This is a genomic window from Pseudoalteromonas sp. SWN29 (genome assembly GCF_015864465.1).
GTDB lineage: Bacteria > Pseudomonadota > Gammaproteobacteria > Enterobacterales > Alteromonadaceae > Pseudoalteromonas.
The window spans coordinates 12,924-35,436 of record NZ_JADYXE010000028.1; the positions used below are offsets into that span (position 1 = coordinate 12,924).

The window sequence follows — 22,513 nt, forward strand, 5'->3', positions numbered from 1 at the left end:
TTCGTTATTGTGAGGGCAGTGAGAGTAAAGCGTCACGACTAATTTTTAGTGTATCGCAATAGCGGTTAATTTTTTTATCAGATAACGTTAAAAAAATAGCGGGACGCAAATGACGATTAATTTGCCATTGAAAAAAACCACTCGCGGCAGCAAGGGTCGAAACATCAAAGCGTCTTGCGAGCATATGATAACCAAGCGGAGAAATTAGCCCCGAATGAGCATCAGATAGAGCTTGGCTTGTTTGTTCATTTAAATCGTCTACCGCTAATTGGGTTGCAAAATTTTCTACTTCCCAGCCAGATGATTTAACACCGTGATAATGTCCGCTGTCGTCTACCGCGTAAAGTAACTTGTTTTGACCCTGATAGCTTTTGCTATTATCTTGAGGTACTTCATCTTTTTTCATAATGGACTCTAAACTATTGGCTTACGACACTTAACTGCATAAATGCACTTGAAAAACGACCGCTCTCAGGTACATAACACAGTAGCTTTTGGCCATTAATTAATTTACCTGATTTAAAAAGCTCATCAAGCATAATGAAAATAGATGCAGACCCTGTGTTGCCTTTTTCTGTTAAGTTAGTAAACCATTTGTCGTAAGGGATTTGAAAGTCAATATTATTTAATCCTTCAAATAAACGTTCGCGAAAGTAACCTGACGAATAATGCGGCAAAAAGAAATCATAATCACTGGCTTTTATGGCGCGTTTTTTTATTATTTTACTAAGTGCATCTTCAACCGTAAATTTAACGATGTTTTCGTTAAGTAGTTTTACATCTTGCTTAACAGAAAGTATTGATTGTTGTTCACGTTCTTTTGAATCAAAACGGGTCCAACTTTTTAATACGCCATCTATTTTTTCAGCCCCTGCATACATACACGCTTCAAGTTGGTCTGCATAAGAAACAATATCAATCCAATCAATACGAAGTGATAAACCTGTAGGGTTAGCTTGATTACTTAATAATGCTGCGCCAGCACCGTCAGATAACATCCAACGAAGGAAGTCTTTTTCAAAAGCAATTTCAGGCTTCTGGTTGAGCATATCAACTTTATAATCGCTTTCGGCGGCAAAGTTTCTTGAGTGCATTACATTGGATGCAAGCTCACTGGCAACGACTGCACTGTGCTTACTCTCACCAGCCTTAACATTTAAGTAAGCATATTTAAGAGCCGTCATTCCGCACAAACAAATACCTGCAGTTGAGATAACTTCAAGGCTTGGGTTTTTAAGCTCTCCATGGACCATTACACCGTGATTAGGCATGATCTGATCAGCCATAGAGGTACTTGCCACCAAAGAGTCTAGTTGCTCTAGTTGGGTACCTTCTTTAGTAAATAATCCTTTTACAGCTTCAGCTGCTAACGATGCATTTGTGTAATTATATTCGCCAGTTTGTGGATCAATAGCGTAATGACGATTTTTTATTTGATTGCTGCGTAAAATAACAGGTTTAGCGCGCGAGCGTTGCCCTCCAACTTCACCTAATACAACTTCCATTTCTTTATTATTAACAGGGCTATTCGGTAAAACAGCATGTAAGTTATTTATGTATACGGCATTTTCCATAACGTAAAACTACTCTCCAGAAGGCTCAGCAAAATAGGCTTTTTGCTTTGCAATTTTTTTTCTTGTTAAAGGGGCAATTAATTTTTTTATTATTGCTGTAATTGGCACCACAGTAATAATTAAGGTGAGCAAAAATAGCACATAGATTATAAGCCCACAACTTCGACGCTTTGAGTGCATAGGACCCAAAGCTGTTAGGATTTTACTCCAAATCTTAAAGCTATGTTGACCAACACGTTCACTGGCAATAAATCTCTCATTTACTTTAACTGCTCCTAATCCTTTTAATACAGAATGTTGAAGCTGTTGCGTATTGGGTAAATTGTTAATTGATTTTTTTATTGCGATACCAAAGCGGCTTGCATCAATAATTTCTTTTTCGGCGATACCTGCTGCAGGCACCCACGAAACAGGTTTTTTCTTTCCTGTGAACATCCAAAGTGGTGTTGCTAAAAAGCTAAAGCCAGTACCGCATTCATCACTAAGCACCACATTATCGATTAGGTTAGCATTGACATTTTTAAGTAGCTGTTTCATTTTTTCTTGTGCGCTTAACCACATGCCACGACAACCAATAACGGTAATAACGGGTTTATTGTTTAGTAGTTTATTTGCTTGTGGTGATTGCATAAATGATGAAATAGGGAGCGATGGAGATAAAAACCATACTTGATACGTTAAAATAATTAAGTCGTAATCGCTATGAGCGGGCTCAACAACTTTCATTGGTTGCGGCGTCATTTTTACACATTCAGGAAAAATATGAAAAAAGGTTAAAAAAGGCCAAGGGAATGGGTATTCTTTTTCAGGTTTTAAATTAAGGTAATCTACCGTAATTTCATCATCATTTTGCAGAGGTTTTACAATTGAATCTGCAATTTTGGTGAGTTGACCTGTTTGAGAATAATGAATAACGAGTACTTTGTGCATCCTTTTACCTTTTATAACTTCCTAATAGTCAGCTATTATACCCAATATAAAAACTCAAACCATACTAAATTGGATGATTACTTGATGTATAAAATAGTTATTTTTGTTTCTACGATACTATTTAGCTGTAAATTATTTGCTGTAGAGCAAGGTTACTCTCTTGATATTTCGTTCGCAAAGTTTAGGCAGGTTGAAGGTCAATCACACTTTCAAGTGCTTGATTGCAGTAATACAGACTTAGCATGGGATGATTTACCAGAGATTCGAGTACAAAATTTTACAGTAACGAGTGATGAGCATAAAGTAACGCTGAATGAGTTACCAGAAGGTCGTTATTGTTTGCGTTTTTTTCAAGATCTAAATGGAAATGGTCTACTTGATGTATCGTCGAGTTCGATTCCTAAAGAACCAGTTGGGTTTTCGAACAACCCTAATTTAATGATGGGGCTACCATCACCCGAAAATAGCGTGTTTGAACTTACAAGTAGTAAATCTATTAAAGTAAACGTTAATTACAAAAAACGCCGTTAAATTACGGCGTTATTTATAAATACGTTATTTAAGCTGTTTAATAATTGCAGCTAAATCAATATCACCTGCTTTGTAATACGGGCCATTTCCATCAATATCATCAGGGCAATGCTTTCTAACTGCACGAATAGGGCTGTTTTCTTCAGCGTCTTCAATGAGTGTTTTATAACGTCCGGTTGCATCGGTTGCTAAACCTTTGCATACCCACGCTAAAGTATCGAATTTGTGTTGTTCGCTTGTTTTGTAATTTTGAGCAAAATACTCAGCAAGGGTGTCGCCTATTTTCTTAGAGGGTAGGCCTTTAGATGTGTACTGTTGGGCGAGCAATTTAATTTCAGTTAAATTTTCACTAGCTATATCAAACAGGACTTTATCGTCACCTTTAAGCGAGGGAATGTCCGACTTAGGGGCATTTTTTTGTAAGTTTGATAAATCTACAGACCCAACTACAAATTGCTCAGTACTATCAGAAGGTAAACGCTTTAATGATTTTTTTGCATATTTACGGATTTTTTTATGTGCATCGCTATTAACTATAGTAGAGAGTAAATCTCGGTAACGCGCGTTTCCTGTCTCACCTAAAGCTCGACACGCCCATGCCATTGTATCTAATTGGTAATCAGCTGCAGCTAAGTAGTTTTTGGCTAAGTATTGGGCTAAAACATCTAACACTTCAGGGTTACTATTGTTGCTAGATACAATAGACTGAGCAGCTTGTTTTACTTGATTAATATCGCCTGAAATTAATCGGTCATAATCAAGCTGCTCACTTGTTGTTAGTGCAAATGCAGAGCTTGATAATGCAGCTAAACCTAAGCCCATTAATAATGGTTTTAATGAAAACATAACGATTCCTTGTATAAGAGGGAGTAAAAAGAGTAATACTATATTATTAATTTTTTTAAATATAGCACTCTGTATTTGAAAGTTAATTAGTATAATAAACTTGTTAACTATCATAGTCATCACTTTGCTACACAACAAGATATATTATTTATTTGTTTTTAAATCAAACTGTTTTGTCGTTAATTTTAAAATATTGCAGTAAATTTTGCAGTCATAATTAAAGCTTGTTACTCTAGCGCGGTTTTGAGCCACTTTGTGTTGTTTTTATGTTATATAGCCATTTGTTTACGCCTTATCAGTTAGGTTCCACTACACTAAATAATCGTGTGGTGATGGGCTCTATGCACACAAATTTAGAAGAGTTACCTCAAGGCTTTGAGCGTTTAGCCGCTTTTTATGGTGAACGTGCCCGCGCAGGTGTTGGTTTGATTATTACCGGTGGTATTTCTCCAAATCAAGAAGGGATATTAGCGCCTAACCGCAGTGTTTTAGATTCTATAGAGGGAGTTGAGCAACACAGGTTAATTACAAAGGCTGTTAAAAAACACGATACAAAAATTTGTATGCAAATATTGCATGCAGGGCGCTACGGTTACCATTCTAAGCAAGTTGCCCCATCAGCTATTCAAGCGTCTATAAGCCCTTATACTCCAGCAGAATTAACCCATCAACAAATAGAAAAACAAATAGATGATTTTGTGCAATGCGCTAAGCTCGCTAAAAAAGCAGGGTACGATGGTGTCGAAATTATGGGCTCTGAAGGGTATTTAATAAATCAATTCATTGTTAAAGCGACAAACCATAGAGATGATCAATGGGGCGGATCTTATAAAAACCGTATTCGCTTTGCAGTTAGTATTGTAAAACAAGTTCGTGCTGCTTTAGGGCGTGACTTTATAGTTATATTTCGTTTATCTTTGCTTGATTTAGTTGAAGACGGCAGTACTTTTGATGAAGTATTACAGTTGGCGCATGAGCTAGAACGTGCAGGTGTTGATATGCTTAATTCAGGCATTGGTTGGCACGAGTCGCGCATTCCTACTATTGCAACGAGTGTCCCAAGAGCATTTTTTTCATCCTTAAGTCAACGGCTAAAAACAGCAGTAACAGTGCCTGTTATTACGAGCAACAGAATTAACACTCCAGAAGTTGCAGAACAATTACTTGCAGGTAAACATGCTGATTTTATTTCTATGGCACGCCCTTTTTTAGCCGATAGTCAGTTTGTCGCAAAAGCGAAAGCGGGTAATTCTGATCAAATTAATACATGCATTGGCTGTAATCAGGCTTGTTTAGATAATATCTTTATTAACTTGCCAGCCACATGTATTGTTAATCCTCGAGCTTGTAATGAAACGCTAATGCCTGTTAATAAAGCGAATAAGGTAAAACAAGTTGCTATAGTAGGTGGTGGCGCTGCAGGAATGGCTTGTGCTATTTATGCCGCAGAACGTGGCCATCAAGTTACTTTATTTGAAAGCGCATTAAAGCTGGGTGGGCAACTATTACTTGCAGCCAATGTACCTGGAAAAGAAGAATTTAGAGAAACGTTACGCTATTTTAAAAGCCGTTTAAAAAATCTAAATGTTACAATTAACTTAAATATAAAAGCGAATATAGCGGCTTTGGCTCGTTTTGATCACTGCGTTATTGCTACGGGGGTAACAGGTTTAACCCCTCAAATAGAAGGTATTAAATTACCAAATGTAATTAGTTATGAGGCAGTGCTTAGCGCTAAAGTAAAGCCAGGCGAAAAAATTGCAATAATTGGCGCTGGTGGAATAGGTTTTGATGTTGCTGCTTATATAGTTGCAATGAAAAATCAGTGTTTGAATCTTGAACCTTCAAACTTACGTTTTAGTGAACAATGGGGTATTGACTTAAGCGTCGGCAATGCAGGTGGTATAAAAGGAAAACCCGTCAAATCAACAGTATCAAGTGAAGTGTATTTACTACAACGTAAATTACGAAAACACGGTGCAGATTTAGGGAAAACGACAGGCTGGATACACCGAGAGCATTTAAAACAGCAGGGAGTAAAAATGCTTGCTGCTGTGAATTATCAAAAAATAGATGAAGAAGGTTTGCATTTAAATATACGTAACCGTGAACGAGTATTAAATGTGGACCATGTTGTAATTTGTAGTGGTCAGCAGTCGGTACTGCCAGAGTATCATCATCAACTAAGCAGTTTAATGCCAGTTAGCTATATAGGCGGTGCGTTAAACGCTGAAAAATTAGATTTGCAAAGAGCGATTGGCGATGCTTTTTCTGTTGCGCAAAGTTTATAGATGGTTACGCAGTTCACTATTAATAGAATATAAAAATTCAAAGGAATATTTAATGGTACAGGGAATAGTATGGCGAAGTTAATGCCAATTATGTTGGCGCTAAAACAAGTGAGCTTTGGCTATAAAGCAAATATGCCATTGAGTGTTAATAATATATCACTAAATCTTGCTCAAGGTAGCTGCACTGCTATTTTAGGACCTAATGGAGCTGGAAAATCAACATTAATTTCATTAATGAGTGGTCTTTTGACTGCTCAAACAGGTCAAATTAGTTACCCTTTTTATTCACTGTATACGACCCAAGAAGCTATAGCCCAAAAAGTTGCTTTAGTACCGCAAGATTTTGCTTTTTATCATGAACTTAGTGTGCACGATAATTTAGCTTTTTTTGTGTCCATAAGTGAAAAAAATCGCAGTTTACATTCAAATCATATTAAATCGGCTATACGTGCATGCGGGCTTGATGATGTTATTAATAAAATGGCGGGTTCTTTATCTGGTGGATATAAGCGTCGCTTAAATATTGCAATTGCCTTGAGTAAACAGCCAGACATTATATTTTTAGATGAACCGACGGTAGGCATAGATCCATTATCGCGTGATGCAATAATTAATTTATTATTGGATTTAAAACAACAAGGTAAAACCTTGGTTTATACCTCTCATTTATTACATGAGGTTGAATTGCTATGCGATGAAGTCGTATTTTTAAATAATGGTAAAGTCGTTGCAAATGAGCTTTTAAATAATCAAAAACCGTCTTTAAATTTCACTACTGTTAAGCCTTTATCTCCAAGTCAAATAGCCCTTTTTAAACAGCCGATAACCATTTTAGAAAATGGCGGACATCAATTAAAAGTGAGTAATAGCGAGCAGCTAGCATCTACTTTTACAGTGCTTGCTAATTTGAGTCATGCTATTAAAACACTGACATTCTCAAATAGTCATATAGAGCAACTGTATCGTGACTTATTTTCGGAGTCATCATGTTAATCCATACGGTAAAAAAAGAAGCCAGATTAATTGCAAATGACTTACACAGCTTAGCCGTACTATTACTTATGCCTATTGTGTTTATGGTTATTATGACGATGGCAAGCAGCCAGTCGCAAAAAAATATACAAGCTAACCTAACACTCAGTGTCATTGGGCAAGAGAATAGTGCGAATAGTAATGTTTTAATCGCACTTTTAATTGCACAGGGTTTTACTATAGATAAAAACAATACCGATAACAGATTAACAATAGAAGCCGGTGTAGATAAACAAATTTTAATGCGCCAAGGTAATAGCCAGTTACGGTTAGATATAAGTGACGACCTTGCGCCGCAAACGCGATTACTAATGACTGAAAAATTGAAAGCGAGCTTATCTCAATTAAAACTCTATTTGTATATGCTTGATACAGGTGATTTATCTCAGGATTTATCGTTAGATGAGCAAGTTAATCAAGTTGTTGAATCATCAGATGTAAGTTATTTATTAGAAAAGCCGTTAGCTAAAGCGTTACACAACCCAGCGTTGAATAGCATTCCTGCTTGGTGGGTATTTGGTATTTATTTTATTGTTTTGCCTATTTCACTCACTTTTATTAATGAGCGTAATAATGGCACTTTGGTTAGGTTAAAAACGTACCCAATTAGTATGGCTCGCTATTTTTATAACAAAGCATGTGCTTATGTAATTGTCAGCCTTATACAAGGCTGTTTACTTGCAATCATTGGTTGTATTGCAATTCCCTACTTTTTGAATCTACCTTTACTACCGCTGTATGGTTTATTGCTTAGTATATTTACATTTATAACCGTTAGTTTTACTGCAATTGCCTTTGCTTTATTATTAGCAAGTATGGTGTCGAGTTATGAACAAGCAATTGTTGTAGGTGGTGGGGTAAATATAATTTTAGCTGCATTGAGTGGCTTTATGGTGCCGCTTGAGATTATGCCTGATAATTTAGCCGCGCTGGCAAATGGGTCGCCAATGTATTGGTCAGCTCAACTATTACGACAACTGATGAGTGAATCAGTTGATCACACTTTTTGGCAATATACAGCATCGCTTTGGGGTTTTTCATTGCTATGCTTTGTTGCTGCATTATGTATATTTAATAAAAAAATGAGGAATTTGACATGGAATTAGCCGAATTAAAACTACAGTTAAAACAATTAATTATCACTGAATGTGATAAAGAAGATGATTTTGAGCCCGCTGATATTATTGACTCAGAGCTATTGTTTGGAAGTAAATCACGCATCAACTTAGACTCATTAGATGCTTTACAACTCTCATTAGTATTAAAACAAAACTTTGGCATTAAAGTCGAAGGCTCTAAAGAAACGCGTAAACATTTACAGTCTATAGATACAATTGCCGACTTCATTATTCAAGAGCGTGCTAAGTAATGAATAAACGGGATGTATATTTAAATGCCAGCGGGGTCTTATCGGCACCATTAAGTAATAAAACAAGTAGTGTTGTAAGCACTATTGAAGATGAAAGTGTGGCATTTAAATCATTTCGAGAAGAAATAAATTGTAGCGATTTTGCGGGTATTTTAAGTTATTTTGATGCCGTTTTATATCCTCTTTTTGAAAAGTTGAATCTATCAGCTAGTGATTTAGCAAAAACTAATTTATTTTTAGGATCGACTTCTTTAGATATCAGTGCTGTGGAAGTGGGAGATGAAGGTAAGTTGTGGCTATCTAAAACAGATAAAATTAGCCAAGCATTAGTAAAACGATACGGTTTAAATGAGTTGGAATTTACGTTTAGCACAGCATGTACAGCAAGTGCTAATGCATGTTTGTATGCTTCGCGTTTAATAAGTACCGGAAAAATTGAACATGCATTGGTTATAGGTTGCGAATTTTATAACCCCCTAACAGTTGAAGGCTTTAAGTCGTTAGATTTAATTAGTAAAACAGAATTAATTGCATTTGCTAAAGGTCGTTCTGGCTTAATCTTAGGGGAGGGAGTTGCAGCTCTTTATTTATCATCGACGCCTAACGCGCAGTGCAGTCTCAAAATGCTGGGTGGTGCATCGTCATGCGACACTTATAGTTTAACAATGACTCAGGAAGATGGCAGTCATATTGCACAAGTTATTAATGATTGTTTACTACAGGCAAATATTCAAAGTACTAATATAGACCTAATTAAAGTACATGGTACTGCCACGCTTGGTAATGATGAAGCAGAGTGTAATGCTTTAACTTCATTATTTAATACATCAAAAACAACTCATCGCCCTCCTATTATTGCTTTCAAACCTTTTACAGGACATACATTAGGCGCATGTGGTGTAATTGAAATTGCATTATTCGCTGATTGTTTAAGTAAAGAATCGTACATACCACCTGAGTATATAACTCAAAATAACGATTTGATGTGGCCTTTTTATAAAGGAAATGATTTTTCACAAGTGAACACTGTATTATTTAATTACTTTGGTTTTGGCGGTAATAATGCGGCTTTAGTTTTTCAGCGTTATAGAGGTACTGAATGAAAGAAGTAGGCAGTAGCTATTTAAGCTTTGAAAAAAATCGAGATGTAAAAAGCTTGAGGCAACTTGTAAAACAAGAAACTGGTTTACAGGTTCGTAGGATGGATTCTTTTACACTAATTGCGTTACTAGCAGTATACCGTGCTAAAGGTGATATTGAACTAAGTGCAAAGAGTGGTTTGTATAGTTGCGCGGATTACTTTTCGAGTGATTCAATGCAATCAATGTTAATTGATGTACACCAAAACAACCCTATAAAACCATTAAGTTTTGTAGCAAGTGTTGGTAATGCAGCAAACTATTATATAGCTAATACGTATGCGATTGATGGTCCAAACATTTTTATAGGTAGTAGTAAGCAAGCAATAGAAAAAAACAAGTTGCTAGCTGAAACCGATATGAGCTTAGGTTTGATTGAACACGCTATTTTACTGGTTTGGCAAGAAGATGAAAACCAACGAGAATGTTGGGCGAAAATAATCCAAGATGATGGTTTTTTCGGCGAACGTGGTGTTATATGAGAGTTTTCCTTGAATCAAAACAAGTGCGACTGTAGAATCTAGCCTCTTTTTGTCACCACTGCTGTAATAGGGATTATTACATTGAAATTTATTATCAAAAAATGCATCGCTTGGGGCGACGGGAAAATAAATCACCAAGATTGGCAATCATACTCCAACAGTATGATAGTAAACCCGCAAACGTTAACTCTTCCTGAATTAAAACAGATACCTGCGATGCAGCGAAGACGTTTAAGCGCATTTGCTAAACTGACACTCCACTGCGCTTTAGAGGCAAGTGAAGGATTTCAGCATAACATTCCTAGTGTATTTTCTTCTCGCCATGGCGACCTACACAAAACGACTAAATTAATTGCAGCTGTTGCAGCTAAAGAAACGCTTTCTCCAACTAACTTTGCGTTATCAGTGCATAATGCTGTGGGTGGTTTGTTTAGTATTTATGCTGGAAATAAAGCACCACTTTGCGCTATGTCCGCAGGTGAAGATAGTTTTTTTATGGGATTAGTAGATGCTGTTGCAAAGCTGCAAATGCATGGCTATGAGCGTATTTTATATGTATATAGTGACCAAGCTGTACCTGAACATTACCAACCTTATGTACAACAAAAACCTGACAATATAGCAGTAGGGTTGCTTATTGAACCGTGTGAAAGTAGTAACGGTTTTGAACTAAAATGTACCGGTCATCATTATGTAAGAGAAAGCGAAGCAGCTGAGTTACAAGCTCTCGATTTTTTAAAGTTTTATTTTTCACAAAATAATAAGTTAGAAATAAACTCAAAAAGATATCAATGGCAGCTATCGCGCTAATGAAAACTCAATTGATAAAAGCATACCGTATTATTGCAACAGGCAGCGCCTTCGCCTTGTTTAGTGCTGGTGGTTTGGCATTGTCTGTTATTATCTTTTCAATTCAACGACTTATTTATCGTGATATAAATAAACGAAATCAAGCTGCACGAACTGCTGTGCATTATTCATTTAAATTTTTTGTTGGTTATATGCGCTTAGTTGGCATATTACGATTAGATGTAGATAAGCTCGATGCAATAAAACAAGCAAAAGGGCAGTTAATAATAGCTAATCACCCATCTTTAATTGATGTTGTTGTGCTTATTTCTATTGTGCGCCATGCAGACTGCGTTGTTAAAGCTGATTTATGGAGAAATCCTTTTCTAAAAGGTGTAGTTAAAGCCACTGGTTATATTAATAATGATGCTGAGCCAGATTACTTTTTAGGGCAATGTAAAAAAAGCTTTGCCAGTGGAAACAATCTTATAGTGTTCCCTGAAGGAACTCGAAGTGTACCAGGTAAACCTTGGCATTTTAAACGAGGGGCTGGAAATATTGCGCTTCGAACTCAAGTCGATATTTTACCAATCTTAATTGACGTAAACCCAATAACATTAACCAAAGGACAAAAGTGGTATCAGGTAACTGATCGCCGTTTTACCTTTAAGATGCGTGTTTTACCTCCTTATTTGATAGAACCTTATATACAAGACGATCAGGTAACTAATTCGGTACGCAAACTAACACGCGATTTACAAGCTTATCTTAACGAGGAAAAATTAAAATATGAGTGATTTAAGCACTGAAGTTAAACAACTAATTATCGAAACTTTAGATTTAGAAGACATTGAAGCCGCAGATATTAACGATGAAGAAGCACTTTTTGTTGATGGTTTAGGCTTAGATTCAATTGATGCACTTGAATTAGGTGTCGCAATTAAAAAAGCATACGATGTAAAAATTGATGGAAATACCGATGACAGTAAAAAGCATTTTTACTCGGTTAAAACTTTATGTGATTTTATAGCTGCAACAAGGGCATAACATACTGCGTTTTTAAAGCGATACAGTATTTGGATATATATATGAATAATGAAAACATGAAAAGCGGCGAGCAAATTTTTGCGATGCTTAGCGATATTTTACAGGAATATTTTGAGATAGAGCCTGAGGACATTACTCGCACAGCAAGTTTATATGAAGATTTAGATCTTGATAGCATTGATGCCGTAGATTTGGTTGTAAAATTACGCGAACAAACAGGTAAAAAAATCGAACCTGATGACTTTAAACAAGTTCGTACCGTACAAGATGTAATTGACGCAATTGAAAAGCTAATGGTTGTTGAGGCTTAATGAAAAAGGCGTTGTTAGCTGGCTTATTATTAACTTACCCTTTTGCGGTATATTTTGGCTTACAGTACAGTGAACCGGTAATTATTGGTGGTGTTTTTGTTGCCGTTTTACTGCTAAGGCATTGGTTGGTTAAAGACAGCAAAACAACGATTCCTCATTTAAAAATTATGACTGCATGCGGGTGTGGGTTATTACTTTTTGCTACTTTTGCAAATTCAGCATTAGCGTTAAAGTTTTACCCTGTTGTTATCAGCAGCTGCTTTTTAGCTGTATTTGCTTATTCACTATATAACCCCCCTAGTGTAATTGAAATTATTGCAGGTAAATTTGAAACCCTAGATGAAAATGGAAAACGTTACACACGATCAGTGACTAAAGTGTGGTGTGTGTTTTTTATATTGAATGGTTTAATTGCGACTGTAACCGTATTTCACCCAAATCCAAAAGTATGGCTTACCTATAATGGCTTGATTTCGTATCTGCTGATGGGGTTATTAATGATCATAGAATTGATTGTAAGAAAATGGCAAATGGCAAAAGGCAAAAAATAAATCGAATGAAGTGGCCAAATAATAATAACTATTTTTATGGTGAGAACCATGATTTTACAATTTGGCGTGAGCAGGTTAACGGCCACGCTAAAAATTTTTCTAAGCAGCCTGAAACTACGTGGTTGCTTTTTGATGCTGATAGCTACCAGTTTAGCGTATTGTTTTTTGCTTTATTAGTGGCAAAAAAGTCAATTGTTTTGCCCCAAAATGGACAACCTGCCCAGCTCACGCAATGCTTAAGCTATGCCGATGCATTTTGTGGTGATGCTAACTTATCATCTGCTGACATCGCATTTACACCAGATTTAAGAAGTAGCACTACAGCTGAGCTTGAGATTAACGAGCTTACAAGTATTCGTTTTTTTACATCGGGTTCGAGTGGACAACCAAAAGCGATAGATAAAACGTTTAAGCAATTAGTTTTAGAACTCGATGTACTTGAAGAGCAATTTGGCGAGCAAATTGTAAATACAACTTTTGTTGCTACTGTGTCGCATCAACATATTTATGGATTGTTATTTAAAGTTCTTTGGCCGCTATACTCTGGGAGAAATGTTTGTTTTAGTAGCTTTGAATACCCAGAGCATTTACTTTCGTTTATTGAAAATACAGCTAAAAGTGACATTACCTTAATTAGTAGCCCAGCTTACTATCATCGATTGGTTCAAGATAACGTATTAGTATCTGTTAAAGATAAATTACGCTGTTGCTTTTCATCTGGTGGACCGCTGCAATCAGTTGCAGCTAATTTACTAAGCGAGCAATTTGGTTATGCACCGGTTGAAGTGCTTGGTAGTACTGAAACTGGCGGAATTGCTTGGCGCCAGCAAAATAAGTCTGTAATTTGGCAAGCATTTACACCGATAAAAATAAAAACGGATGACTTACAAAGACTTATTATCTCATCGCCTTATGTTAATCACAATGAGTGGTATCAAACAGATGATAGAGCGCAATTAACTAATAGTAATCAGTTTTCGTTATTAGGTCGTGCAGATCGCATTGTTAAAATTGAAGAAAAACGTTGTTCATTAGATGAGATAACGCAAAAGATAAATCAATACACTTTGGTTAACGAATGCTATGTATTACTTCTTGAAAATGAGCAACAAAATAAGCGAAGTGAGATTGCTGCAGTATTAGTGTTAACCCAAGAGGGTGAAGCTGTATTAGCAGAGCATGGTAAATTTAAATTTTCACAGGCTCTTAAGAGCCATTTAAAAGCATTTTTTGAACCTTTAGTGATACCACGTAAGTTTCGTTATTTGTCGGCATTACCTTATAACACGCAAGGTAAACTCGAAAAAATGCAATTGGAGAAAATGTTTGACTGATTTCGTATATAAACCTATTTGTGAAGTAATAGAACAAAGCCCTGACCATGTGCTTTTGCGTTTAAAAATACCAGAAAACCTATTTTATTTTCAAGGTCACTTTGTGCAAGCACCAATTTTACCAGGCGTCGCTCAACTTGATTGGGTGATGCATTATTTGACTAAATATTTGAATGTAGATTGCCAAAAAGCAATTTCAGTTGATGCGTTAAAGTTTCAGATTATAGTTAAACCAAATTACGAAGTAGATTTATTATTAAAACAAATTAAAAATACTAAATTTAGCTTTAGTTACAGCTCAGAGCATGGACAGCATGCATCAGGCAAAGTAGTGCTAAATGATGAATAAGAGTGCTTTATAATGTCGAGTAAATATGGATTTGTCATCCCAAATTACAATCACGATTTAGTGATTCACGATACGATAACAGCTTTAGTTGCTTTTAATCTGCCAATTATATTGGTAGATGATGGAAGCAACGAACAAACGCAAAGCGTACTTGAGAAAATAGATGCTGAGTTCGCTTTAGTTACATTGGTACGTCGTATTGAAAATGGTGGCAAAGGAGCCGCTGTACAAACGGGTCTTGTTCATGCGCATCAAGCAGGTTGGAGTCATGCAATTCAAATTGATGCTGATGGTCAACACGATTTAAATGATGTAGACCAACTTGTTGCACGCTCTAAACTTTACCCTAAAGCATTAGTGAGTGGGCAACCTATTTACGATGAGTCAATATCAAAAGGACGTTATTATGGACGTTTTATTACTCATTTTTGGGTTTATATAGAAACGTTATCGTTTGCATTAAAAGACACTATGTGTGGCTTTCGTGTATATCCGTTAGATGCTTATATAACGCTTATAAATAGTACTCGTTTGGGTAATAAAATGGATTTTGATATAGAGGTAATGGTAAAGCTTTATTGGCAAGGTACGCCTGTTGAATTTATCAAAACTAAAGTTCATTACCCAGAGAATGGAGTGTCACATTTTAATGTCTGGGACGATAACGTATTGATTTCAAAAATGCATACGAGGCTCTTTTTTGGCATGTTGTGGCGTTTACCACGTTTAATTTTAAACAAATTTAAATAAAGGGATTTATTGCATGTCAGAGAAAAAAACAGCACCACATAATGACGTTGATAAACCATTTCATTGGTCACAATTAAAAGAACGCGGCTCTATGCTAGGTATCGAAGTATTGGTATTTATATACAAAGTATTTGGTAAGTGGCTGTTCAAAATAGTTTTAACACCAGTTATGTTTTATTTTTACGTTACTGGTCGCTTGTCTCGTCAAGCTATTTGGCATTATTTAGATAATCTTAATGTTAGCATGGGTGAAGGTAAGCGCACTGGTTGGGCGCGTTTTAAACAAGGTTTTAGGTTGTACTTCTCGTTTGGTATGGCAATTTTAGATAAATTTGATGCCTGGCTTGGAAAAGTAAATATTAAAGATTTAGAAATTGCTACACCAGAAGGTTATCAGCAATTACTAGAGGCTAAAGGCGCTGTTATTTTTAGTGCTCATTTAGGTAATATGGAAATTTGTCGTGCTATTTTTAGTATGGGAGATAACAAACGACCGCTTAATGTAATTACTTATAATGAGCATACACCTTCATTTAATAACTTTTTGAAAAAAGTTAACCAAGATGCAGCCATTAATTTTATTCATATCAATAACTTTGGTCCAGATGATACAATTAAATTAAAGCAAAAGTTAGACGATGGTGAAGCCGTAATTATATTTGCTGACCGTACATCGGTTAATAATCCAAATAGTGTACATCATGTGCCGTTTTTAGGAGAAGATGCTCCGTTTGCGGTGGGTCCATTTGCACTTGCAAATATTATGGAATGCCCAGTTTTTTTAATGTTTTGCATAAATGAGCAGGGACGTTATAAAACATATATTGAAAAATTTGCAGACCCCATTAAGGTCAAACGTAAAGAGCGTCAAGCGTACTTTCAGTCAATGGCTACTAAGTTCGCGCAACGACTCGAATTTTATTGTAAAAAAGCGCCGTATCAATGGTACAATTTTTTTAATTTTTGGCCAAAAGCCACAGACAAAGATTCAAAGCCTAGCTAAATATCTGGAGAAGTAGTAAATGGAAAGTAATACATCAAGTCACCTATTATTTGGTGCAGGGCGTTTAACAATTGAAGACATTATCAGTGTTGTAAAAGATAAGCGCGGAGTTGCGCTTTCTGGTGATAGTCACTTTGCAAAAAAAATTGATTCTGCTGTCGCTTTTTTAGATAAGTTATTAGCTGAAGAAGGTCATATATACGGCGTAACAACCGGTTACGGTGATTCATGCACCGTTGAAATTCCTTTATCACTCGTTAATGAGTTGCCAATACACCTAACGCGTTTTCATGGTTGTGGCTTGGGTGATTTTTTTACGCCAGAGCAAGGTAAGCTTATTTTAGCAAGTCGTTTGGCGTCTTTGTCACAAGGTTATTCTGGTGTAAGTTGGGATTTACTTAAATTATTAGTTGAGATGATCAACCGCGATATTATTCCTGTCATTCCACAAGAAGGATCGGTAGGCGCAAGTGGTGATTTAACACCTCTGTCATATGTTGCTGGTAGCTTAATTGGTGAGCGTGATACGTACTATAAAGATCAGGTTGTTAATTCATTAGAGGCATTTTCGGCTGAGGGTTTAAAAGCAATTACGTTACGCCCTAAAGAGGGTCTGGCTATTATGAATGGCACCGCCGTTATGACGGCGCTAGCATGTCAAGCATTCGACCGCTCTGAGTACGCAAGTCGTTTAATGACCCGTATAACTGCACTTGCAAGTATTGCGCTTAAAGGTAATAGCAATCACTTTGATGATATTTTATTTAGTGTTAAGCCGCATGTTGGTCAGCAAAATGTTGCTAAACGCATTCAGCATGATTTAAACCATGTTGAGCATCCTCGTAATTCAGACCGCTTACAAGATCGCTATTCTATACGATGTGCTCCGCACGTTATAGGTGTGCTTGAAGATAGCCTACCATGGTTAAGAAATATGATTGAAAATGAGCTTAACAGTGCCAATGATAATCCTATTATTGATGGTATTGGCGAGCATGTTTTACATGGAGGTCATTTTTACGGCGGTCATATTGCAATGGCAATGGACTCGATGAAAAACTGTGTGGCAAATTTAGCTGATTTAGCAGATCGACAAATTGCGACGATGGTTGATGTTAAAATGAATAATGGTTTGCCATCCAATTTAAGTGCGGCCTCAAGTGAACGTCACTTTATAAATCATGGTTTCAAAGCTATCCAGATTGGTTGTTCTGCATGGACTGCTGAAGCACTTAAATTAACAATGCCAGCCAGCGTTTTTTCACGTTCTACAGAATGTCATAACCAAGATAAAGTGAGTATGGGGACCATTGCTGCACGTGACTGTTTACGTATTTTACAACTAACAGAGCAGGTACTCGCGGCAACTCTATTGGCTGCTGTGCAAGGTGTTCGAATTCGTATTTTAAATAATGAAATTGATGCTTCTGCATTAAACCCTGAAATTACTGCAATGATTGATGATGTAGCTAGTTTCTTTGATTTACTAGAAGAAGATCGCCCAACAGATAAGATATTACGTCAGACGATTGAGTATATCCAAACTCAACGCTGGGCACTTTATCAAACTAGCTAAAGGTAAATAATGAAAAAATCCAAAGCAATTGTTAGTACCTCCATTGATATGGTGGTGCCGTTTTATGATTTAGACCCAATGCGAATTGTGTGGCATGGTAACTATGTAAAATACATAGAAGACGCCCGTTGTGCATTGCTTAATAAAATTGGTTATAACTATAATGCGATGGAAAAGTCAGGTTTTATGTGGCCGATAGTTGATATGCGATTAAAGTATGTTGCATCGGCTGTATTTGGATCTCGTATACGTATTCACGCCTCTTTGGTTGAATTTGAGATGCGGATTAAAATTGATTACCGTATTGAATGCCTTGATACGGATAAGGTTTTGACTAAAGCTTATACGATACAAGTTGCGATGGACTTACATACTCAAGAACTCCAATTTGAATCGCCAAGTATATTTATCGATAAAGTGATGGCTTATGTTGAATAAACTGGCTTTAGTACTTTTGTTTTTTTTAAGTACGCAGGCTGCAGCTAATGACTTTGCTCGCTTTAAAGTAGCGCAGGGTAAAGGTCAGTTTAGCCAAGCTAAACATTTTACATTTCTAAAGCGCGCGATTAAATCGCAAGGTAACTTTGTTATTCATGATCAACATGTTTACTGGCACACCCTATCACCGGTTAGCAGTGAAATGCTGTTACTCCCTAATGGGATTTACCGTCGCTTAGAATCAACAAAAGCGTATAAAATCCTTACCCAAGATAAACAAATAAACAGTTTACTTGCAAAGTTACTTAGTGGTGACATTAACGAAAGCGATTGGAGCATAGCCGCTTCAAATGATGAACATTGTTACAACCTAATACCAAAACTTAAAGACGTTGCTGCATTATTTACCAATGTTAACTTGTGTTCACTTGATGAAAGTCAACGCAGTATAGTACTAACAGACCAGCAGAATAATAAAACAGAGATAATGATGGTATTTACCAGCAAGGAGCTGACAAAAAATGACATGGATGTCGTTAAACTCACGCACTAAGTTACTCCTTTGGGGGATACAACTACTCATATTACTCGCTGGTTTAAGCTATTTATGGCTATTTAAGCCTTTTGCTATTGTGGCTGATATTAACCAGGTATTTACAGTAGAACAAAGTGAGGATGTGCGATTAGTGAATGATAAAGTTGAGCAGCAACAGTTGCGTCAACACGTCATGCTTGTTGGTCACAAAAAGCGTAGTAACGCGATAAAGTACGCAGAGCAAGCTGCACTTGCACTAAGTGATATTAATGGCATTGAGGTTAATATTCATTTTGGAGCACTTCCAGAACTGCAATCTGTAGTGAAGGATTACCTACCTTATAAATATGCATTTTTGAGTGAAAAGTATAAACACTTATTACAAAATAAAACTGCGGGTGCCGTATTTAATTATCAATTTAGTTTATTAAATGAAATGGGATCGCCATGGGTTGCAGCGACATTATCTTCTGATCCTAATTTGGGTTTAGCTGATTTTTTTAATCAACAAAACGTACCCTCAATGAAGCTTAAAAATTACCAAGGTTATCTTATTGCTCAAGATGAGATAAAAAACGGTAGTTCTGACGATGCAATTTACTATGTGCTTATTAATTTTGTTAGTGCTAATACTGGCTTAGATTTAAATATAGCCAAAGATATAGCTACAAAAGTTAACGATATAAAAAAACAAAGTAGCGAGGAAAAATCTGGGGTAAATTATCTTGTTACCGGAGCAGCATTTTTTACCGCAGACGCAAGTATGACCGCTCAAAACGAGATGACTGTATTTGGCAGTATTTCAATTATTGCTACTTTATTGTTGATTGTGGTTATTTATAGAAGTGCGTTAAGTGTTTTTTGTACGCTATTTGTCATCTCTATTAGTATGCTTTATGGATATAGTGCATTACGTTTATTTTTTAATGAAGTAAATATTTTAACGTTGGTATTTGCTGTGACATTAATTGGTATTGCTGCTGATTATAGTTTTCATGCACTGAGCGAATTACGCTTTAGCAAAGTTGACCGGTTTAATCCCTTACGTAGTATTCGTGTGTCACTTTTATTGGGTTTTATTACGACAACAGTCGGTTATTTAATTTTAGTATTCACTCCATTAGTATTATTTAAGCAAATTGCTGTATTTACTATGGCTGGTCTATTAGGCGCTTTACTGACTGTATTACTTGTTTATCCAAGTATTGCTAGTTTTATTGTAAAAAAGCCAAGTGCAATTCCTCATTTTGTTATTCAACTAAATGATTGGCAACAAGTCATCCTCAAAAAGCGCTTAAACTATTGGTGGCAGTTCTGCTTTTTAGTTATCGCGATAGCCGCTTTAAGTATGATAAATAACGTTGACGACCCGCGTACGTTTTATAAAAGCTCAGCGAGCTTAGTGACCCAACAACAGAAAATTTCAGAAATATTAAATGCACATTGGGACAGCCCATATATTTTAGTGGCGGGGGATTCTTCTCAGCAAACATTAGAACGCTCTGAACAATTAGCTGAAGACTTAAAGCAATTACAGCAAAATAATGCCTTTACTAAATATTCAAGTATTAGCCAGTGGCTGCCCTCTATTGCTATGCAGGAAAAGTCGCAAGCGTTAATGTTGCAAGCCGAGAATGACGGTTTGTTTAATCAATTAAAAACATTATTAGAATTACCTTACACGCGAAATAATCCTGAATTAACTCAGTTAGATTTTCCAACATGGCAAAAAAGCCAAATAGCCCACTTATTTACTGATCAATGGGTCGAAATTAATAGTCGTTACTACAGCATTATAAAGTTGCAAGGCATCAATGATCCAAAGATGCTTGAAAGGACCTTAAATAACTACAAAGATGTTGTTTTTGTTGATAAAGTATTAGCTGTAAGTGAGCAGGTAGGATTGTTTAGGCATCACTTGATTTTAATATATGGCTTAGCACTTGGTGCCGCAATGCTTGTTTTTTGGCTACGGTACGGATTACTTAATGCGTTTATTGCAGTAAGCCGACCTGCAATTGCTATGGTAATAGCACTTGTTATTAGTGCATGGTTTTTTGACGGCTTAAGTGTGTTTAATTATGTAGCGGGCATACTCATTTTGGCATTGGGTTTAGACTACTGCGTATTTTATGCTGAGCATGGTCTTTGTGAAAAAATAACATTAACCACGCTCATCTCAGCTTTGAGTTCTTTATTTGTATTTGCAATTTTAATTGTTAGCTCAACACCCGCCGTGAGCCAATTTGGTTTCACTGTATTTATAGGTGTTGTTATAGTGTTCATTATGGCCCCGCGCCTTACTCTTGTATCGAAAAGGAATATTTAATGATATCAACTGATTTTGATGTAACTATAATCGGTGCTGGTCCGTCAGGAACAGTTGCTGCGTGTTTATTAATGCAGCATGGTTTAAGTGTATGTTTAGTAGAACGAGATGAGTTCCCACGTTTTTCTATTGGTGAGAGCTTATTACCACAATCAATGGATTATTTACGCCAAGCAAATATGCTCGACACCTTACTTGAAAATGCTGAAAAACTGGGTTTTCAATTTAAAAATGGCGCTGCATTTTACCGAAGTGGTCATCACACCAACTTTAATTTTGAAGAAAAGTTTAGTGAAGGCCCTGGTACAACGTATCAAGTTAAACGCGCTGAGTTTGATAACTTATTAGCTCAAGAGGCCATTAATCAAGGCGCTGAAATTCGCTTTGGTAATCGTGTTACAAACTTCACAACTAACGAAAATAGTACGTGTATTGACATTACTAATTTAAAAACGGAGCAAAAAAGTAAAATAACAGCCCGTTTCACTTTAGATGCCAGTGGGTTTGGTCGAGTTCTTCCTCGTTTATTAGATTTAGAAGAAGCGAGTGAGTTATCACCTCGTAAAGCTGTATTCACACATTTCAAAGATAATATAGATTGTCCTAAATTTGATCGTAATAAAATACTTATTACAGTTCACCCAGATATTCCTGACGTGTGGTATTGGCTTATCCCATTCAGTGACAGTACGGTGAGCGTAGGCGTTGTGGGTGAAACTGCACAGATAGAAAATCCAGATATGAGCCTTGAGCAAATATTACTTCAGTTTATAAGTGAAGATGATAACTTATCGGCATTATTAGATGACGCTAAAATTATTGCACCTGTGCGTACTATTGGTGGTTACTCAGCAAATGTAAAGCAGTTACATGGTGATAAATTTGCGTTATTAGGCAATGCAGGTGAGTTTTTAGACCCCGTATTTTCTTCTGGAGTTACAATTGCACTGCGTTCTGCGGTACAGGCATCTGAACTTGTGGTTAAACAATTACAAGGTGAGACAATCGACTGGAAAAATGAATATGAAATACCACTGCGCGAAGGGATCACTGTATTCAAATACTTTGTGAACTCTTGGTATGATACGAGTTTACAATCGGTTATCTTTTTTGCAGACGGTCAGCCAGATGTAAAAGCAATGGTGTGCTCCATTTTAGCGGGTTATGCATGGGATAAAAAAAATCCATTTGTTAAAAACACTAAACGAGGTCTCAATATTTTAGAAAAAATATGTGACTCTGAAATGACTGATATCAATGCTGCTGTTGTATAAATATGTTGCTTAGCCAAAATATAAAAATAGCAT

Annotated in this window: 25 protein-coding genes; 21 read left to right on the plus strand and 4 right to left on the minus strand. The window is 36.4% G+C overall.

The annotated features are described in order from the left end of the window. Nucleotides 1-4: 4 nt before the first annotated feature. The 3 genes from I6F53_RS11935 to I6F53_RS11945 are packed head-to-tail and all read right to left on the minus strand — an operon-like array spanning nucleotide 5 to nucleotide 2,504. Nucleotides 5-406 carry a hypothetical protein gene (locus tag I6F53_RS11935; protein WP_166421366.1) on the minus strand — a complete coding sequence of 134 codons (402 nt, stop codon included), beginning with the start codon at nucleotides 404-406 and terminating at the stop codon, nucleotides 5-7. A 13-nt stretch (nucleotides 407-419) separates the two neighbouring features. Beyond that, nucleotides 420-1,574 (minus strand): beta-ketoacyl-ACP synthase III, encoded by a 1,155-nt coding sequence (locus I6F53_RS11940; protein ID WP_197239677.1) that lies wholly within the window; start codon nucleotides 1,572-1,574, stop codon nucleotides 420-422. A gap of 9 nt (nucleotides 1,575-1,583) precedes the next feature. Further along, nucleotides 1,584-2,504, minus strand: a complete 921-nt coding sequence (locus I6F53_RS11945; protein ID WP_149593015.1) for a dialkylrecorsinol condensing enzyme — start codon at nucleotides 2,502-2,504, stop codon at nucleotides 1,584-1,586. A gap of 84 nt (nucleotides 2,505-2,588) precedes the next feature. Here I6F53_RS11945 and I6F53_RS11950 point away from each other — a divergent pair, with 84 nt between their 5' ends. Continuing rightward, nucleotides 2,589-3,035 carry a DUF2141 domain-containing protein gene (locus tag I6F53_RS11950; protein ID WP_197239678.1) on the plus strand — a complete coding sequence of 149 codons (447 nt, stop codon included), beginning with the start codon at nucleotides 2,589-2,591 and terminating at the stop codon, nucleotides 3,033-3,035. A gap of 24 nt (nucleotides 3,036-3,059) precedes the next feature. Here I6F53_RS11950 and I6F53_RS11955 read toward each other — a convergent pair whose 3' ends face one another. Continuing rightward, the gene (locus I6F53_RS11955; RefSeq protein WP_197239680.1) at nucleotides 3,060-3,881 is read right to left on the minus strand and encodes a hypothetical protein; all 822 of its coding nucleotides are present in this window, start codon (nucleotides 3,879-3,881) and stop codon (nucleotides 3,060-3,062) included. Between the two features lie 266 nt (nucleotides 3,882-4,147). Here I6F53_RS11955 and I6F53_RS11960 point away from each other — a divergent pair, with 266 nt between their 5' ends. From I6F53_RS11960 to I6F53_RS12055, 20 genes are all read left to right on the plus strand, one after another. Further along, a complete protein-coding gene (locus I6F53_RS11960; RefSeq protein ID WP_197239681.1) occupies nucleotides 4,148-6,172 on the plus strand; it encodes a 2,4-dienoyl-CoA reductase FMN-binding domain-containing protein in 2,025 nt (674 codons plus the stop codon). A gap of 69 nt (nucleotides 6,173-6,241) precedes the next feature. Continuing rightward, entirely contained in the window at nucleotides 6,242-7,165 is a 924-nt protein-coding gene (locus I6F53_RS11965; RefSeq protein WP_197239682.1) for an ABC transporter ATP-binding protein, read from the plus strand. Further along, the gene (locus I6F53_RS11970; protein WP_197239683.1) at nucleotides 7,159-8,310 is read left to right on the plus strand and encodes an ABC transporter permease; all 1,152 of its coding nucleotides are present in this window, start codon (nucleotides 7,159-7,161) and stop codon (nucleotides 8,308-8,310) included. Before I6F53_RS11965 ends, I6F53_RS11970 begins: the two co-directional genes overlap by 7 nt. Continuing rightward, the gene (locus I6F53_RS11975; protein ID WP_010553044.1) at nucleotides 8,301-8,573 is read left to right on the plus strand and encodes an acyl carrier protein; all 273 of its coding nucleotides are present in this window, start codon (nucleotides 8,301-8,303) and stop codon (nucleotides 8,571-8,573) included. The genes I6F53_RS11970 and I6F53_RS11975 overlap by 10 nt, the downstream gene beginning before the upstream one ends. Continuing rightward, entirely contained in the window at nucleotides 8,573-9,676 is a 1,104-nt protein-coding gene (locus tag I6F53_RS11980; RefSeq protein ID WP_197239684.1) for a beta-ketoacyl synthase N-terminal-like domain-containing protein, read from the plus strand. The genes I6F53_RS11975 and I6F53_RS11980 overlap by 1 nt, the downstream gene beginning before the upstream one ends. Further along, nucleotides 9,673-10,194, plus strand: a complete 522-nt coding sequence (locus I6F53_RS11985; RefSeq protein ID WP_166421374.1) for a hypothetical protein — start codon at nucleotides 9,673-9,675, stop codon at nucleotides 10,192-10,194. The genes I6F53_RS11980 and I6F53_RS11985 overlap by 4 nt, the downstream gene beginning before the upstream one ends. Before the next feature lie 81 nt (nucleotides 10,195-10,275). After that, nucleotides 10,276-11,004, plus strand: a complete 729-nt coding sequence (locus I6F53_RS11990) for a beta-ketoacyl synthase chain length factor (protein WP_166421375.1) — start codon at nucleotides 10,276-10,278, stop codon at nucleotides 11,002-11,004. Next, on the plus strand, nucleotides 11,004-11,780 hold the full coding sequence (locus I6F53_RS11995; protein WP_231616588.1) for a lysophospholipid acyltransferase family protein: 777 nt from the start codon (nucleotides 11,004-11,006) through the stop codon (nucleotides 11,778-11,780). The genes I6F53_RS11990 and I6F53_RS11995 overlap by 1 nt, the downstream gene beginning before the upstream one ends. Further along, nucleotides 11,773-12,030, plus strand: coding sequence for a phosphopantetheine-binding protein (locus I6F53_RS12000; RefSeq protein WP_010553039.1), 258 nt, complete (start codon nucleotides 11,773-11,775; stop codon nucleotides 12,028-12,030). The genes I6F53_RS11995 and I6F53_RS12000 overlap by 8 nt, the downstream gene beginning before the upstream one ends. A gap of 56 nt (nucleotides 12,031-12,086) precedes the next feature. Next, entirely contained in the window at nucleotides 12,087-12,341 is a 255-nt protein-coding gene (locus I6F53_RS12005; protein ID WP_166421390.1) for an acyl carrier protein, read from the plus strand. After that, nucleotides 12,341-12,892 (plus strand): hypothetical protein, encoded by a 552-nt coding sequence (locus I6F53_RS12010; RefSeq protein WP_197239686.1) that lies wholly within the window; start codon nucleotides 12,341-12,343, stop codon nucleotides 12,890-12,892. Before I6F53_RS12005 ends, I6F53_RS12010 begins: the two co-directional genes overlap by 1 nt. A gap of 5 nt (nucleotides 12,893-12,897) precedes the next feature. After that, complete coding sequence (locus tag I6F53_RS12015; RefSeq protein ID WP_197239687.1) at nucleotides 12,898-14,226, plus strand: AMP-binding protein; 1,329 nt, start codon at nucleotides 12,898-12,900, stop codon at nucleotides 14,224-14,226. Then, nucleotides 14,219-14,575 (plus strand): ApeI family dehydratase, encoded by a 357-nt coding sequence (locus I6F53_RS12020; RefSeq protein ID WP_166421379.1) that lies wholly within the window; start codon nucleotides 14,219-14,221, stop codon nucleotides 14,573-14,575. The genes I6F53_RS12015 and I6F53_RS12020 overlap by 8 nt, the downstream gene beginning before the upstream one ends. A 12-nt stretch (nucleotides 14,576-14,587) precedes the next feature. Then, a complete protein-coding gene (locus I6F53_RS12025) occupies nucleotides 14,588-15,325 on the plus strand; it encodes a glycosyltransferase family 2 protein (protein ID WP_166421380.1) in 738 nt (245 codons plus the stop codon). 13 nt (nucleotides 15,326-15,338) lie between these two features. Then, the gene (locus I6F53_RS12030; RefSeq protein WP_149593001.1) at nucleotides 15,339-16,328 is read left to right on the plus strand and encodes an LpxL/LpxP family acyltransferase; all 990 of its coding nucleotides are present in this window, start codon (nucleotides 15,339-15,341) and stop codon (nucleotides 16,326-16,328) included. A gap of 19 nt (nucleotides 16,329-16,347) precedes the next feature. Further along, nucleotides 16,348-17,904, plus strand: coding sequence for an HAL/PAL/TAL family ammonia-lyase (locus I6F53_RS12035; protein WP_149593000.1), 1,557 nt, complete (start codon nucleotides 16,348-16,350; stop codon nucleotides 17,902-17,904). 9 nt (nucleotides 17,905-17,913) lie between these two features. Beyond that, nucleotides 17,914-18,342, plus strand: a complete 429-nt coding sequence (locus I6F53_RS12040; RefSeq protein WP_166421381.1) for an acyl-CoA thioesterase — start codon at nucleotides 17,914-17,916, stop codon at nucleotides 18,340-18,342. Further along, complete coding sequence (locus I6F53_RS12045; RefSeq protein ID WP_197239688.1) at nucleotides 18,332-18,895, plus strand: outer membrane lipoprotein carrier protein LolA; 564 nt, start codon at nucleotides 18,332-18,334, stop codon at nucleotides 18,893-18,895. Before I6F53_RS12040 ends, I6F53_RS12045 begins: the two co-directional genes overlap by 11 nt. Continuing rightward, entirely contained in the window at nucleotides 18,864-21,206 is a 2,343-nt protein-coding gene (locus I6F53_RS12050) for an MMPL family transporter (protein ID WP_197239689.1), read from the plus strand. The genes I6F53_RS12045 and I6F53_RS12050 overlap by 32 nt, the downstream gene beginning before the upstream one ends. Beyond that, complete coding sequence (locus tag I6F53_RS12055) at nucleotides 21,206-22,480, plus strand: NAD(P)/FAD-dependent oxidoreductase (protein WP_197239691.1); 1,275 nt, start codon at nucleotides 21,206-21,208, stop codon at nucleotides 22,478-22,480. Before I6F53_RS12050 ends, I6F53_RS12055 begins: the two co-directional genes overlap by 1 nt. Nucleotides 22,481-22,513: the final 33 nt, after the last annotated feature.

Bases quoted from the DNA above. Each gene is read 5' to 3' on its own strand.
- I6F53_RS11935 (WP_166421366.1), bottom strand. From the start codon at position 406: ATGAAAAAAGATGAAGTACCTCAAGATAATAGCAAAAGCTATCAGGGT.
- I6F53_RS11940 (WP_197239677.1), bottom strand. From the start codon at position 1,574: ATGGAAAATGCCGTATACATAAATAACTTACATGCTGTTTTACCGAAT.
- I6F53_RS11945 (WP_149593015.1), bottom strand. From the start codon at position 2,504: ATGCACAAAGTACTCGTTATTCATTATTCTCAAACAGGTCAACTCACC.
- I6F53_RS11950 (WP_197239678.1), top strand. From the start codon at position 2,589: ATGTATAAAATAGTTATTTTTGTTTCTACGATACTATTTAGCTGTAAA.
- I6F53_RS11955 (WP_197239680.1), bottom strand. From the start codon at position 3,881: ATGTTTTCATTAAAACCATTATTAATGGGCTTAGGTTTAGCTGCATTA.
- I6F53_RS11960 (WP_197239681.1), top strand. From the start codon at position 4,148: ATGTTATATAGCCATTTGTTTACGCCTTATCAGTTAGGTTCCACTACA.
- I6F53_RS11965 (WP_197239682.1), top strand. From the start codon at position 6,242: ATGGCGAAGTTAATGCCAATTATGTTGGCGCTAAAACAAGTGAGCTTT.
- I6F53_RS11970 (WP_197239683.1), top strand. From the start codon at position 7,159: ATGTTAATCCATACGGTAAAAAAAGAAGCCAGATTAATTGCAAATGAC.
- I6F53_RS11975 (WP_010553044.1), top strand. From the start codon at position 8,301: ATGGAATTAGCCGAATTAAAACTACAGTTAAAACAATTAATTATCACT.
- I6F53_RS11980 (WP_197239684.1), top strand. From the start codon at position 8,573: ATGAATAAACGGGATGTATATTTAAATGCCAGCGGGGTCTTATCGGCA.
- I6F53_RS11985 (WP_166421374.1), top strand. From the start codon at position 9,673: ATGAAAGAAGTAGGCAGTAGCTATTTAAGCTTTGAAAAAAATCGAGAT.
- I6F53_RS11995 (WP_231616588.1), top strand. From the start codon at position 11,004: ATGAAAACTCAATTGATAAAAGCATACCGTATTATTGCAACAGGCAGC.
- I6F53_RS12000 (WP_010553039.1), top strand. From the start codon at position 11,773: ATGAGTGATTTAAGCACTGAAGTTAAACAACTAATTATCGAAACTTTA.
- I6F53_RS12005 (WP_166421390.1), top strand. From the start codon at position 12,087: ATGAAAAGCGGCGAGCAAATTTTTGCGATGCTTAGCGATATTTTACAG.
- I6F53_RS12010 (WP_197239686.1), top strand. From the start codon at position 12,341: ATGAAAAAGGCGTTGTTAGCTGGCTTATTATTAACTTACCCTTTTGCG.
- I6F53_RS12015 (WP_197239687.1), top strand. From the start codon at position 12,898: ATGAAGTGGCCAAATAATAATAACTATTTTTATGGTGAGAACCATGAT.
- I6F53_RS12025 (WP_166421380.1), top strand. From the start codon at position 14,588: ATGTCGAGTAAATATGGATTTGTCATCCCAAATTACAATCACGATTTA.
- I6F53_RS12030 (WP_149593001.1), top strand. From the start codon at position 15,339: ATGTCAGAGAAAAAAACAGCACCACATAATGACGTTGATAAACCATTT.
- I6F53_RS12035 (WP_149593000.1), top strand. From the start codon at position 16,348: ATGGAAAGTAATACATCAAGTCACCTATTATTTGGTGCAGGGCGTTTA.
- I6F53_RS12040 (WP_166421381.1), top strand. From the start codon at position 17,914: ATGAAAAAATCCAAAGCAATTGTTAGTACCTCCATTGATATGGTGGTG.
- I6F53_RS12045 (WP_197239688.1), top strand. From the start codon at position 18,332: ATGTTGAATAAACTGGCTTTAGTACTTTTGTTTTTTTTAAGTACGCAG.
- I6F53_RS12050 (WP_197239689.1), top strand. From the start codon at position 18,864: ATGACATGGATGTCGTTAAACTCACGCACTAAGTTACTCCTTTGGGGG.
- I6F53_RS12055 (WP_197239691.1), top strand. From the start codon at position 21,206: ATGATATCAACTGATTTTGATGTAACTATAATCGGTGCTGGTCCGTCA.